Source organism: Streptomyces sp. CB00316 (assembly GCF_001905595.1).
GTDB lineage: Bacteria > Actinomycetota > Actinomycetes > Streptomycetales > Streptomycetaceae > Streptomyces.
This window is the reverse complement of sequence record NZ_LIXI01000002.1, coordinates 859673-873305: the sequence shown is the minus strand read 5'-3', so window position 1 is coordinate 873305 and position 13633 is coordinate 859673. Positions and strand designations below refer to the sequence as shown.

10 protein-coding genes and 4 tRNA genes are annotated in these 13633 nt (G+C 71.5%); 5 read left to right on the top strand and 9 right to left on the bottom strand.

Features of this window, described 5'->3' with window-relative positions:
* Window positions 1-43 precede the first annotated feature (43 nt).
* The 6 genes from AMK21_RS08045 to AMK21_RS08020 all read right to left on the bottom strand — a co-directional run bounded on the left by AMK21_RS08045 (window position 44) and on the right by AMK21_RS08020 (window position 5102).
* Window positions 44-117 (bottom strand) — tRNA-Lys (locus AMK21_RS08045).
* 277 nt (window positions 118-394) lie between these two features.
* Complete coding sequence (locus tag AMK21_RS08040) at window positions 395-2788, bottom strand: DEAD/DEAH box helicase (RefSeq protein ID WP_073875501.1); 2394 nt, start codon at window positions 2786-2788, stop codon at window positions 395-397.
* Between the two features lie 239 nt (window positions 2789-3027).
* Window positions 3028-3627, bottom strand: a complete 600-nt coding sequence (locus AMK21_RS08035) for a hypothetical protein (RefSeq protein ID WP_073875499.1) — start codon at window positions 3625-3627, stop codon at window positions 3028-3030.
* Between the two features lie 283 nt (window positions 3628-3910).
* Window positions 3911-4285 carry a fluoride efflux transporter CrcB gene (crcB, locus tag AMK21_RS08030; RefSeq protein WP_073875497.1) on the bottom strand — a complete coding sequence of 125 codons (375 nt, stop codon included), beginning with the start codon at window positions 4283-4285 and terminating at the stop codon, window positions 3911-3913.
* On the bottom strand, window positions 4282-4755 hold the full coding sequence (locus AMK21_RS08025; protein WP_073875495.1) for a FluC/FEX family fluoride channel: 474 nt from the start codon (window positions 4753-4755) through the stop codon (window positions 4282-4284). Before AMK21_RS08025 ends, crcB begins: the two co-directional genes overlap by 4 nt.
* Window positions 4752-5102 (bottom strand): metallopeptidase family protein, encoded by a 351-nt coding sequence (locus tag AMK21_RS08020; RefSeq protein ID WP_199863126.1) that lies wholly within the window; start codon window positions 5100-5102, stop codon window positions 4752-4754. Before AMK21_RS08020 ends, AMK21_RS08025 begins: the two co-directional genes overlap by 4 nt.
* 111 nt (window positions 5103-5213) lie before the next feature.
* On the opposite strand from AMK21_RS08020, the gene AMK21_RS08015 reads away from it, so the two are divergent.
* From AMK21_RS08015 to AMK21_RS08000, 4 genes are all read left to right on the top strand, one after another.
* Complete coding sequence (locus AMK21_RS08015) at window positions 5214-6812, top strand: metallophosphoesterase family protein (protein WP_073875493.1); 1599 nt, start codon at window positions 5214-5216, stop codon at window positions 6810-6812.
* Between the two features lie 80 nt (window positions 6813-6892).
* Window positions 6893-6965, top strand: a tRNA-Glu gene (locus AMK21_RS08010).
* A 38-nt stretch (window positions 6966-7003) separates the two neighbouring features.
* A tRNA-Asp gene (locus tag AMK21_RS08005) sits at window positions 7004-7078 on the top strand.
* A 21-nt stretch (window positions 7079-7099) separates the two neighbouring features.
* Window positions 7100-7173 (top strand) — tRNA-Phe (locus tag AMK21_RS08000).
* Between the two features lie 42 nt (window positions 7174-7215).
* On the opposite strand, the gene AMK21_RS07995 is transcribed toward AMK21_RS08000, so the two are convergent.
* From AMK21_RS07995 to AMK21_RS07985, 3 genes are all read right to left on the bottom strand, one after another.
* Window positions 7216-8082: a cytochrome c biogenesis CcdA family protein gene (locus tag AMK21_RS07995; RefSeq protein WP_073875491.1), complete on the bottom strand. Its 867-nt coding sequence runs from the start codon at window positions 8080-8082 to the stop codon at window positions 7216-7218.
* On the bottom strand, window positions 8079-8909 hold the full coding sequence (locus tag AMK21_RS07990) for a DsbA family protein (RefSeq protein WP_073875489.1): 831 nt from the start codon (window positions 8907-8909) through the stop codon (window positions 8079-8081). Before AMK21_RS07990 ends, AMK21_RS07995 begins: the two co-directional genes overlap by 4 nt.
* Before the next feature lie 67 nt (window positions 8910-8976).
* Complete coding sequence (locus AMK21_RS07985) at window positions 8977-9393, bottom strand: hypothetical protein (RefSeq protein ID WP_073875487.1); 417 nt, start codon at window positions 9391-9393, stop codon at window positions 8977-8979.
* A gap of 219 nt (window positions 9394-9612) precedes the next feature.
* On the opposite strand from AMK21_RS07985, the gene hrpA reads away from it, so the two are divergent.
* The gene (gene hrpA, locus AMK21_RS07980; protein ID WP_073875485.1) at window positions 9613-13554 is read left to right on the top strand and encodes an ATP-dependent RNA helicase HrpA; all 3942 of its coding nucleotides are present in this window, start codon (window positions 9613-9615) and stop codon (window positions 13552-13554) included.
* Window positions 13555-13633: the final 79 nt, after the last annotated feature.

Sequence of the window (13633 nt, the reverse complement as noted above, 5' to 3'; positions counted from 1 at the left end):
GCTTCCTCGCATGTCACGGGCGTACGTCCGGCCCCGCGTCGGGTAGGCCGTGTGGGACTCGAACCCACAACCAACGGATTAAAAGTCCGCTGCTCTGACCAATTGAGCTAACGGCCCCTGCGACATCACCCCCGAGCATAGCCCGCCCGGTCCCGGCAGCCGATCCGGTATCCGTGTCGGGCCCTGTCACGCCTCCCGCGGTGTCCCTTTCGCTCCGGGTTGCGCCCTTGGTGCGCCCCTCTGCGCGCCGGGGAGGCGAGCCCCTGGGAGCTGGGAGCGCCCCCTGGGGAACAGCAACAGGGCCCGTACGTCACCGAGTCGGTTCGGTGACGTACGGGCCCTGCCGGTCTGTCAGGCGGACGTGCTCAGCCGCTGGTCCGCGGCTGGGCGGTGGTCAGCCGTTGCGCTTCCAGCGCGGCTTGTCGTCGCGGCGGCCGAAGGTGCCGGTGTTGGTGCCGGTGTTGGCGCCGCGGTGGTCGTCCCGACGGCCGGTCGGGCGGTCGGTGCCACCCGAGCGGAAGCCGCCCGCGGGGCGGTCGTCGCGACGGTCACGGTTGAACGGGCGGTCGCTGCCGCCGGAGCGGAAGCCACCGGACGGGCGCTCGTCACGACGGTCGCGGTTGAACGCCGGGCGGTCGTTGTCACGACGCTCGAACGGACGGCCACCACGGTCGTCACGACGGTCGCCGCCGCCACCGGAGCGGAAGCCGCCCGAGGGGCGGTCGCCGCCGCCGGAGCGGAAGCCACCGGACGGGCGGTCATCGCGACGGTCGCGGTTGAACGCCGGGCGGTCGTTGTCACGACGCTCGAACGGACGGCCACCACGGTCATCACGACGGTCGCCGCCACCGGAGCGGAAACCACCCGAGGGGCGCTCGTCACGACGGTCGCGGTTGAACGCCGGGCGGTCGTTGTCACGACGCTCGAACGGACGGCCACCACGGTCGTCACGACGGTCGCCGCCGCCACCGGCGCGGAAACCACCGGACGGGCGGTCGTCACGGCGGTCGTTGCCGCCGCGGTAGCCGCCACGGTCGCCACCGCGGTTGTCGCGGCGCTCGTAGTTGCCCCGCTCGTCGCGGCGCTGCTCGTCACGGGCGGCCGGCTGCTCCGGCACGGACACGGCTGCCACGAGGGCGGCCTCGGCCTCGGCGGCCACCTCGGCCACCGCCGCCTCCGGGTCGTCGCCCCGCTCGCGCGCGGCACGGGCGACCAGGCGGTCGGCCTCCTCACGGAGCTCGACGGCGCGGCGCTGGACGCGCTCCAGCTGCTTCGTCAGGTCGGCGGCCTCGCGCTCGGCCTGCTTGGCGGCGTTGTTCGCGGAGTCGGCCTGGACCTCGGTGAGCGAGCGGGCGCCGGTGATCTCGGCGACCTCCGGCTCGAAGACGCCCGCGCCCTGGACGATGTGGCGCGAGGCGTCGACGCCCGCGTCCTCCATCAGGCGGAAGATCTGGCGGCGCTGGTGCGGGAGCGCCAGCGAGACGACGACACCGGACTTGCCGGCACGGGCGGTACGGCCCGAGCGGTGCAGGTAGTCCTTGTGGTCACCGGCCGGGTCCACGTTCAGGACCAGGTCGATGCCGTCCACGTGGATACCGCGGGCGGCCACGTCGGTCGCGACGAGCGCGTTGACGTAACCCTTCTTGAAGTCCTCCAGAACCCGCGTACGGGCACCCTGGGTCATGCCGCCGTGCAGCGCGTCGGCCTTCACGCCGGACTCGATGAGCTGCTCGGCGATGCGGTCCGCGCCCAGCTGGGTGCGGACGAAGATGATCGTGCGGCCCTTGCGGGCGGCGATCGCGGAGGTGACCGGCGCCTTGTCCTTCGGCTTCACGACGAGGACGTGGTGCGACATGGTCGTGACGTTGCCCTGGGCGCTGTCGACCTCGTGCGTCACCGGGTTGGAGAGGTAGCGCTTGACCAGCGTGCCGATCTCGTTCTCCATGGTGGCGGAGAAGAGCATCCGCTGACCGCCGCCGGGGATCTGGTCGAGCAGCTCGGTGACCTCGGGCAGGAAGCCCAGGTCGGACATCTGGTCGGCCTCGTCGAGGACGGCGACCTGGACGTTCTCGAGCGAGCAGGCGCCGCGGTTGATGATGTCGCGCAGACGGCCCGGGGTGGCGACGAGGACGTCGACACCGCGCTCCAGCGCGTAGATCTGGTTGCCCATCGACGTACCGCCGCAGACGACCTTCATCTTGAGGCCGAGCACGTCGCCGTACGGCTGCAGCGCGTCCGCGACCTGCATCGCGAGTTCACGGGTCGGGGTGAGGATGATGCCGCGCGGCTTCTTCTTCTCGGTGGTGGCACCGGAGAGCGTGGCCAGCAGCGGCAGGCCGAAGGAGAGCGTCTTGCCGGAGCCCGTACGGCCGCGGCCGAGGATGTCCTTGCCGGCCAGGGCGTCCGGGATGGTCGCCGCCTGGATCGGGAAGGGGGCGGTCACACCGTTCTGCGCGAGCTTGCGGACGATTCCGTCGGGCAGGCCCAGCGAGCCGAAGGTGACGGTCGGCTCGGCGTCGGCCTCGGGGGCCTCGTCCGCAGCCTCGGTCGTGGCCCCGGCAGCCTCGGTCGTGGCCCCGGCCTCGGGAGCCGCGTCGGTCTCGACCTCGGCGGAAGCCTGGGGAGCATCGGCCGGCTTGTCCTCGGCGATGAAGTCGGCGACGGACTTCTCGGCCACCGGAGCCTTCTCGTCGGATACGGCGGCTGCGGCGGTGGCGCCGGCGGGGGCCTCGGTCACAGCGGCCTCGACGAGCTCGGTGAGCTCGGCGTTGTCGATGTTCTCGGGCATGACGGTGTGGTCAGAACTGGAAATTGACATGCGAAATGCGAAACCTTCCGGAGTCTCGGCACGCGCCCGTAACTCCGTGATTCGCAATTTCGACCGCCTCAATGCGGTCCAGCCACGGCAAGGGAGAGTACGCGCCACACGGCGCTCTTCTGTGTCGGCGCCGGGCAATGGGATCAAACGATCTACTACCATACGCACTCCTGCCCACTTTGCGCAACCCGGCCCCTCCGAACCCCCTGCTACACCGGCCCCACCTGCGGTGATGCCTCCGGCGTCCGCAGCGGTCGGCTCTCCTCCGCACCGCCCATCGCCTGCGTCCGCAGCTGCGCGGCGGGCGACGCCGAGGGGGGCGGCTCGGGGGGTTCGGTGGGCTCCGGCTGGGGTTCCGGGTCCGGGTCGGGGGCGGGCGGCGGGGCCGGCGGTTCCGGGACGACCGGCGGCGGCGGCTCCCCCGGGCCCGGCGTGGAGGGCGTCGGGGCCGGCGGATGGCCAGGGCGGGAGGGCTGCGGGGCGCCGGGCTCGGGGCGGGGGCCGGCGCTCTTCGGTGTGGCCGACGGCACAGCGCCGGACACCTCCGGGCTCGGCGTGCCTTTGGACTTCTTCCGGTCGGCGTCCGCGGCGGCGTCGGAGTGGGTGTGGGCGTCACCGCCGCGGTGCCCGGCGCCGCCGGATCCGGCCACCGTCTCACCGTTCGGCTCGACGGCCCGGCCCTTCGAGTCGGAGGAGCCCGAGGGCCCCGGCCTGGCGCCGTCGTCGCCGACGCTCATACAGCCGGTGGACGCGGCGATCGTCAACGCGGTGACGGCTGCCCAACGGGCAGGGACGGACAGTGTGCGCACGGGTGGCACCTCCGGGGCGGGGAGAGCGGGACGGAGAGGGGGCGGGGGGAGCCGGGCGAGCTGTACGGCGCGGAGCACGCCGTACGCGGTGGCGGTTGCCGTGCCCAACTCCCCGGACCCCGCCGGAGACACGCCTGAAGCGCCGACCGCCCGAGCCGCCCCGGCCCGAGGCACCCGCCGGCCCCGCCCCGCCCGGCACCTCGGCCCGGGCCGTAGGCCCCTTCCGGCGAGCCCGGCCCCGCGCCTCGGCCCCGACCGGAGGCCCCTTCCGGAAGCCCCCGCCCTACCCCCCGAACCCGCCCGCCAGCTCCGCCCCCAGGAACACCGCCCCCAGCCCCACCAGCAGCGACGCCACCACGTTGGCCGCGGCGAGGAAGGTCCGGCCCGTCTCGGCGAGGCGCAGGGTCTCGTAGGAGAACGTCGAGTACGTCGTCAACGCCCCGCACAGCCCCGTCGCCAGCAGGGCGTGCGCCGGCGCGGAGACCGCGGCCCCGGTCAGCACCCCGAGGATCAGGCTGCCCGCCGCGTTGGCCGTGAACGTGCCCCACGGGAAGACGTACGCGACACCCCGCCCCTGGTGCGCCTGGACCACCCGGTCCGTCACATAGCGCAGGGGCGCGCCCACCGCCCCGCCGATGACCACCAGCAGCCAGTTCACGCGGCCCGCCCCCGCTCCACGGACCGCTCGCCCCGGTCCAGCAGACGCCGCGTCACCACCGCCCCGGCCCACACAGCCGCCAACGCCGCCACGACCGTCACCGCCATGTACGCCACCGCCGTGAGGAGTTCCTGACGCACCAGCAGGCCCGAGACATCGGCCGCGTACGTCGAGAAGGTCGTGAACCCGCCGAGTACGCCGACCCCGAGGAAGGGCCGGACCAGCGGGTGTGTCACCCGGCCCCGCTCGACGGTCAACACCATCAGGACGCCGATCAGGGCGCAGCCGCTCACATTGACGACGGCCACCGTCCACGGGAAGCCGCCCTCGGTGGCAGGCCACAGCACCAGGGCCCCGTACCGCGCGACGGCTCCCAGTGCGCCGCCCGCCGCGACCGCGCCCAGCACCCGCGCCTGCGGAGCGGCGGGCGGCCCCGGCTCCGGCAGCTCGTCCGGCGCCTGCTCGCTCATCCGTAGCCCAGGGCGTGCAGCCGTTCGTCGTCGATGCCGAAGTGGTGGGCGATCTCGTGCACGACGGTGATCTCGGTCTCGGCCACGACGTCCTCGTGGGACTCGCACATCCGCAGCGTCGGGCCGCGGTAGATGGTGATCCGGTCCGGCAGCACCCCGGCGTACCACTCCCCGCGGTCGGTGAGCGGGGTGCCCTCGTAGAGCCCGAGCAGGTCGGGGTCGCCGGGCTCGGGTTCGTCCTCGACGAAGACCGCCACGTTGTCCATCAGCCGCATCAGCTCCGGCGGAATCCGGTCAAGTGCCTGGCTCACCAGCTCTTCGAACTGCTCCCGCGTCATCTCCAGCACCCCGCCATTGTCACGCACCGGGACCCGCCACGGGCAGGTGGCGGCCGCCCCTGATCCACTTCACTGCCGAGACCCCGCATGGGCGGAGCCGTACCGGGGCATACGCGCCCAATGGTCCGCGCCCCGTTCCGTGCCGCTGCCGACCGCGTCCGGCACCGCCTCACCCGGTTCACCCGCCCGAAGTCCGCCGCCCGCACCCCCACCCGTACCTCCGGCGACCTGATGGGCACCACCGCCCCGAAGCCGTACGTACGCGCCCTGTCGACGCTCGCCGTCGTCGTGCTCGGGGCCTGGCTCGGGCTGCTCGCCGTCGGGTCCATCCGTACGCCGGTCGGCCCCATGGACACCAACATGACCCTGCGCCCGTCCCTCACCGGCGGCAGCAAGATCAACGTGTCCCCGCTCGGCGCCCTGGAGCTGGACTCGCACATCGCCCCGCTCCGCCTCGACGTGGACGTGGACCGCCTCGACCCCGTGCGCTCGCAGGCCCTGGTGGACCAGCCGGAACGGTTCTCCGGCCTCCAGGACGAGGTCACCCGGGACGTCGCCGCCGGCACCCGGGAGCTGGCCGTGCGCTCCTGCGTCGCCGTGATCTCCGGGGCGACCGCGCTCGGCCTCGTCGTCTACCGCCGCCCGCGCCGCGCCCTGGCCGCCGGCGGCCTCGCCCTCACCCTGCTGGCCGCGTCGGGCGTCAGCGCGTACGCCACCTGGAACCCGAAGTCCGTCCTGGAGCCCAAGTTCTCCGGGCTGCTCTCCAGCGCCCCGTCCCTCGTCGGCGACGCCCGGTCGATCGTCACCGAGTTCGACATCTACCAGCAGGAGCTGGCCCGCCTGGTCACCAACGTCACCCGGCTGTACGACGCCACCTCCACGCTCCCCGTCTACCAGCCGGACCCCGGGACCATCCGCGCCCTGCACGTCTCCGACATCCACCTGAACCCGGCGGCCTGGCACATCATCGCCTCGCTCGTGAAGCAGTACGAGATCGACGTGATCATCGACTCCGGCGACACGATGGACCACGGCTCGGCCGCGGAGAACGGCTTCCTCGACCCGATCCGCGACCTCGGGGCCCCGTACGTCTGGGTGCGCGGCAACCACGACTCGAAGGTCACGCAGGCGTACCTGGAGAAGTTCCGGAACGTGCGCGTCCTGGACAACGGCCGGACCGTGAACGTGGCCGGACTCCGGATCGCCGGCACCGGCGACGTCTCGTTCACCCCGGACCGCACCAAGCCGGTCGGCGGGAAGGCGGCCGCCGAGCTGGAGGGCATGCGCCTGGCGTCCGCCCTCCGCGACCAGGAGCAGGCCGGCACCCCGGTGGACATCGCGGTCGCCCACGACCCGAACACCGCCCGGCAGACCGACGGCACCGTCCCGCTGGTCCTCGCGGGCCACCTCCACAACCGGATCAACGAACAGCTGAAGGGCGGTACGCGGCTCAAGGTGGAGGGCTCCACGGGCGGCGGCGGGCTGCGCGCGGTGCAGAACGACAAGCCCGAGAAGGTACGCGCCTCCGTGCTCTACCTGGACCGTTCGACCCGCCGCCTCCAGGCCTGGGACGAGATCACGCTCGGCGGTCTCGGACTGACGACCGCCGAGGTCAGCCGCCATCTCCCGGAGGAGAACCTGAAGAAGGACGCCCCGGCCTCGCCCTCTCCCAGCCCGTCCCCGACGGGTTCTCCGACGCGGCCGACGCCCTCGCCGTAAACCGTTTTGGCGATAGCTCCACCCATCCCATATGCTTCTCACGTCCCCGACGCGCTGCAAAGCGAACAGGCGGGCCAATAGCCCTCATCGTCTAGTGGCCCAGGACGCCGCCCTTTCAAGGCGGTAGCACGGGTTCGAATCCCGTTGGGGGCACGTTTCACCGTGTGCGAGACTTGTTTCGCACATTGCTTGGTCCTGTGGAGCAGTTTGGAGTGCTCGCCACCCTGTCAAGGTGGAGGCCGCGGGTTCAAATCCCGTCAGGACCGCTGCAGCCCCAGCGGCTGCGTGGCTGGGTAGCTCAGTTGGTACGAGCGATCGCCTGAAAAGCGATAGGTCGCCGGTTCGATCCCGGCCCCAGCCACCTCTCGAAGGCCCCGTCCAGTGGACGGGGCCTTCGCCGTTCTCACACTTTCTCGGTCTCCCTCGTCTCCTCGTCGGCCTCCTCGTCGGTGTCGCGTCGCCGCCAGGTCCGTACGCCGAGGGCCAGCAGCACCACCAGCACCACGGCCCCCAGCAGCACCGCGTCCGACACGCGCTCGCCCAGCTTCTGCGCCCACTGCTCCACCGCGAACGAGGCGTCGACCCCGAGCAGGCCCGGCAGCGCGGTCGTCCCGTCGTAGACGAGGAAGAGCGCGCCCAGGCCGACGAAGAACAGGCCCGAGAGCAGCGATGTCGTGTGCAGCCGGAATCGGCCGAGCTGGACGGTCCGGCCGCGCAGCCAGGTGCGGCGGCCGAGGTCGAACCGCTCCCAGAGCACGGCGAGTACGAAGAGGGGGACCGCCATCCCGAGCGCGTAGACCGCCAGCAGCAGCCCGCCGTAGGCCGGGCTGCTGCTGACCGCCGCCACAGTCAGGACGCTGCCGAGGATCGGGCCCGCGCAGAAGCCCGCGAGGCCGTAGACCGCGCCCAGGGCATAGACGGAGAAGGCGGTGGTCGGGCGGATGCGGCCGCTGAGCGCGGCCATACGACGGGAGGCGAAGCCGAGGCCGACGATCTGCGCGACACCGAGCGCGATGATCAGCCAGCCCGCGCCCGTCACCAGGGCGTCGCGGTGTCCGTAGAAGAGGCGGCCCGCGTACGAGCCGGCGGCGCCGAGCGGGACGAGGGTGGTGGCGAGCCCGGCGTAGAAGATGCCGGTTCGGGCGAGCAGACGCGAGGTGGAGTCGATGGAGTACGCGAAGAAGGCCGGGAGCAGCAGCGCGCTGCACGGGCTGACCAGGGCGAGCAGTCCGCCGAGGAAGGCGGCGAAGTAGCCGATGTCCGGGGTCACTTGGCGGAGCCCGTGGAGCCCGTGGAGTCCCCGGCGCCCTCAGTCGCGTCGCTGCCCGCCTTGCCGCTGGTGGTCTTCGCCTGCCGCGCGGCCGTCTCGATCGCCCGCGTGAACGTCTCCTTCGGCTGGGCTCCCGCGATCGGGCGGCCGTTGATCAGGAACGACGGGGTGGACGTGGCGCCGATGCCGTACGCCTGCTCCTGGTCCTTCGCGACGGCGGCGCGGGCGGCCTCGCCGTCCAGGTCCTCCATGAACCGGGCCAGGTCCTTGACCCCTGCCTGCTGTGCGAGGGCCTTGACCCGGTCCTTGCCGAACCCCTTCTCCTTCGCCCCTTCGGCGTAGGCGGCCGCGTGGAACTCCCAGAAGCGGTCCTGCTGCCCGGCGGCCCAGGCTCCGCGTGCGGCGTTCTCGGACTCCTCGCCGAAGATCGGGAAGTTGCGCCACTCGATGCGCAGGGTCCCGTCCTCCACGTACTCCTTGATCAGCTCGGGCTCGGTGTCCCGGGCGAACTTCCCGCAGTAGCCGCACTTGAAGTCGGCGTACTCGATCAGGACGACGGGCGCGTCGGCGCGGCCGACCGCCAGCTTGTCTCCGGCGTCGCGGCGGGCCAGCTTCGCGAGCTCGGGGTAGATGCCCGCCTGCGGGTCGGCGGAGACCTCGGCGGCGGGAGTCGTGGACGTGTTCGTCGAGGAGCTGCCGGGGGCGGTGGCCTTGTAGGAGGCGAAGCCGAGGAGGCCGGCGGCGACGACGATCACGGCGCCGTAGACGAGGGGCTTCTTCGACCCGGACGTGGACTTCTTGGGCAGGGGCTTCTGGGGCGTGGGCATGCGGCACTCCGTGGTGGTGGTGGTGCGGAAGGCAGGGGAAAGGTGCGGGTCGGGCGGGTGGCCCGGCCTACACCCGCAACACGGAGAGCTCTACGGGGGTCGGTGTGGCCGGCCTCGGGGCCCGGACCCGTATCCCCGACGGCGGCTCGGCCGGCTGGGCGCCCGTCGCGGCGGGCGGCCCCCACGGGGCCAGGCCGGGGGCCTGGTCGTACGCGGCGCGGGCCCGGGTCGGGACCGCGGGCTCGCTGTCGTGGTCGCCGGGCTGCCCGCAGCCGGGGACCGGGGTGCCCGCGTCGAAGGCCTCCACGACGGCGGGCGGGGCGGCCTCCGCGGCGGTCGTCGTCACGGCTTGCCCCACAGTGACCGTGGCAGCCTCTGAGGGTGACGCGTCGGCAGAGGAAGGAGCCGCGCCCACCGGCCCGCACAGCAGTCCCATCACGATCGCGAGCAGCGCCGTCAGGCAGCACCACTGCGTACGGGACATGGGACGGGCCTTTCTCACAGCGGCACAGGGCACAAGGGCACGAAGGAGTATGGGGCTGAGCGTTCGACTGCCCGAAATGGTACGTGCCGTGACCGCGCCCGCCGCATCGGTCACCGGTCGCCCGCGCCTCCGCTCCCCACCCCCGCTCCCTCCGCGTGACGCAGTCCGCGCGAAATGAGGTCGCCACTCCTGACGCCCGGGTGAGATCCTGGGATCCGTATGTCTACTTCCTTTGCCGATCTCCAGTCCCAGCTCGGACAGCTCTCGCTCCGTGACGCGAACCGGCTCGGCCGGCGCCTCGAAGGCGCGCGCCGCATCCGCAAGCCCGAGGCCCGCCAGTCCGTGCTGGACGAGATCGCGGCCGAGGCGGGCAAGGCGGCCGAACGGCTCGCGACGCGCGCGGCCCGGCTGCCGGCCCTGTCGTACCCGGAAGAGTTGCCGGTCAGCCAGAAGAAGGACGAGATCCTGGAGGCGATACGCGACCACCAGGTCGTGATCGTCGCCGGTGAGACGGGGTCCGGGAAGACCACGCAGATCCCCAAGATCTGTATGGAACTGGGGCGCGGCGTCCGGGGCATGATCGGGCACACCCAGCCCCGTCGGATCGCCGCCCGTACAGTCGCGGAGCGGGTGGCGGACGAGCTGAAGACGCCGCTGGGCGAGACGGTCGGCTGGAAGGTCCGCTTCACCGATCAGGTGAACCCGGAGTCGACGTATCTGAAGCTGATGACGGACGGCATCCTGCTCGCCGAGATCCAGACGGACCGCGAACTGCTGGCGTACGACACGATCATCATCGACGAGGCTCACGAGCGGTCGCTGAACATCGACTTCCTGCTCGGCTATCTGGCCCGGCTGCTGCCGAAGCGTCCGGACCTGAAGGTCGTCATCACCTCGGCGACCATCGACCCGGAGCGGTTCGCGCGCCACTTCGGCGAGGCACCGATCGTGGAGGTCAGCGGGCGGACGTACCCCGTCGAGGTGCGGTATCGGCCACTACTGGAGGGGGCCGACGAAGACACAGCGGACTCCGACCGCGACCAGATCACCGCGATCTGCGACGCCGTCGACGAGCTGAGCCACGAGGCCCCCGGTGACGTCCTGGTCTTCCTCTCCGGCGAGCGCGAGATCCGGGACACGGCGGACGCGCTGAACAAGCGCAACCTCCGACATACCGAGGTGCTCCCCCTCTACGCGCGCCTCTCGCACGCCGAGCAGCACCGCGTGTTCCAGCGCCACACCGGACGCCGCATCGTCCTCGCGACCAACGTCGCCGAGACCTCGCTGACCGTCCCCGGCATCAAGTACGTCATCGACCCCGGCAACGCCCGTATCTCCCGCTACAGCCACCGCACCAAGGTCCAGCGGCTGCCCATCGAGCGGATCTCCCAGGCCAGCGCCAACCAGCGCAAGGGCCGTTGCGGCCGTACGTCGGACGGCATCTGCGTCCGGCTCTACTCCGAGGACGACTTCGTCACCCGGCCGGAGTTCACCGACCCGGAGATCCTGCGGACCAACCTGGCCTCCGTCATCCTCCAGATGACCGCGGCCGGGCTGGGCGACATCGAGAAGTTCCCCTTCATCGACCCGCCGGACCACCGCAACATCCGCGACGGTGTGCAGCTCCTCCAGGAGCTCGGGGCGCTCGATCCCGGCGAGAAGGATCCGAAGAAGCGCCTCACCCCCCTCGGCCGCAAGCTCTCCCAGCTGCCCGTCGACCCGCGCCTGGCCCGGATGGTCATCGAGGCCGACAAGAACGGCTGCGCCCGTGAGGTCATGGTCATCGCCGCAGCGCTCTCCATCCAGGACCCGCGTGAGCGGCCCCAGGAGAAGCAGACGCAGGCCGACCAGAACCACGCCCGGTTCAAGGACGAGACATCCGACTTCCTGGCGTACCTGAACCTCTGGGCCTACGTCCGCGAGCAGCAGAAGGAGCGTGGCTCGTCCTCGTTCCGCCGGATGTGCAAGCAGGAGTATCTGAACTTCCTGCGCATCCGCGAATGGCAGGACATCTACGCGCAGCTGCGTACGGTCGCGAAGCAGATGGGCATCGCCGTCGAGGAGCCCAAGGGCGACGCCTCCATCCCCGAGCAGGCGGTGCACACCTCGCTGCTGGCCGGGCTGCTCTCGCACGTCGGGCTGAAGGACACCGAGAAGAACGAGTACCTGGGCGCGCGCAGCGCCAAGTTCGCGATCTTCCCCGGTTCGGCGCTCTTCAAGAAGCAGCCGCGGTTCGTGATGTCGGCCGAGCTGGTGGAGACCTCCCGCCTCTGGGCACGGGTCAACGCCAAGGTCGAGCCCGAGTGGATCGAGCCGCTGGCCCAGCACCTGCTGAAGCGCACCTACAGCGAGCCGCACTGGGAGAAGGACCAGGCCGCGGTGATGGCGTACGAGCGGGTCACGCTCTACGGGGTGCCGATCATCGCCCAGCGCAAGATCAATTTCGGCCGTATCGACCAGGAGGCCTCGCGGGACCTGTTCATCCGCAACGCCCTGGTCGAGGGCGACTGGCGCACCCACCACCAGTTCTTCCACGACAACCGCAAACTCCTCGGCGAGGTCGAGGAGTTGGAGCACCGCGCCCGGCGCCGCGACATCCTCGTGGACGACGAGACGCTCTTCGACTTCTACGACCAGCGCATTCCGGAGCACATCGTCTCCGGGGCGCACTTCGACTCCTGGTGGAAGAACAAGAAGCGCGAGGAGCCGGACGCGCTCGACTTCGAGCGCTCCATGCTGATCAACGAGAAGGCCGGGGCCGTCACCAAGGACGACTACCCGGACTCCTGGCGGCAGGGGAAGCTCAAGTTCAAGGTGACGTACCAGTTCGAGCCCGGCGCGGACGCGGACGGGGTGACCGTCCACATCCCGCTCCAGGTGCTCAACCAGGTCACGTCCGAGGGCTTCGACTGGCAGATCCCGGGGCTGCGCGAGGAGGTCGTCACCGAGCTGATCCGCTCGCTGCCGAAGCCGATCCGACGGCACTACGTCCCCGCGCCGAACTACGCGGACAAGTTCCTGGACCGGGCGGTCCCGCTCCAGGAGCCGCTGCCGTTCACCCTGGCGCGGGAGCTCCAGCGGATGGTCGGCGTCCCGGTCACGGCCGACGACTTCGACCTCTCCCGCGTTCCGGACCACCTGAAGATCACGTTCCGGATCGTCGACGAGCGGCGCCGCAAGGTGGCCGAGGACAAGGACCTGGAGGCGCTGAAGATCCAGCTGCGCCCGAAGGCCCGCCAGGCGCTCTCCCAGGCCGCCGCGGCGACCGCCGGGCCCTCCGGCGAGTCCATCGAGCGCTCGGGCCTCACGGACTGGACGATCGGCACGCTGAACAAGGTCTTCGAGACCAGGCGTGCCGGACAGCCGGTGAAGGCGTATCCGGCCCTCGTCGACCAGGGCGACACCGTCGCCGTACGCCTCTTCGACACCGAGGCCGAGCAGCAGCAGGCGATGTGGCGCGGGACGCGGAAGCTGATCCTGCTGAACATCCCGGTCAACCCGGCGAAGTTCGCCTCGGACCGGCTCACCAACCAGCAGAAGCTCGCGCTCTCCCGCAATCCGCACGGCTCGGTCCAGGCCCTCTTCGAGGACTGCGCCACCGCCGCCGCCGACCGGCTGATCGCCGCGCACGGCGGGCCGGCATGGGACGAGAAGGCGTTCCGGACGCTGTACGACAAGGTGCGCGCCGATCTGGTGGACCTGACCGTCCGCACGATCGACCAGGTGCAGCAGATCCTGGCCGCCTGGCAGGCGTGCGAGCGGCGGCTGAAGTCCACGAACAGCCTGACGCTGGTCGCCAACGTCACCGACGTACGGGAGCAGCTGACCCGTCTCGTACCGCCCGGTTTCGTTACGGCCACCGGACTGCGCCGGCTGCCCGACCTGATGCGGTACCTGGTGGCGGCCGACCGGCGGCTCCAGCAGATGCCGACGGCCGTCCAGCGGGACACCACGCGGATGGCGAAGGTCCACGAGATGCAGGACGAGTACGCGTGGCTGCTCGAACAGCTCCCGCAGGGACGGCCGGTGGGGCAGGAGGTGCTGGACGTCCGCTGGATGATCGAGGAGCTGCGGGTCAGCTACTTCGCGCACGCGCTGGGCACGGCGTTCCCCGTCTCGGACAAGCGGATCGTGAAGGCGATCGACGCTCTGGCGCCCTGAAACAGGGGTGGTGAGGCGGTGACGGTCTCACCACCAGGAGTGAAGTCGACCTGGGCCTCCCACCTCCTGTACAGTCTGG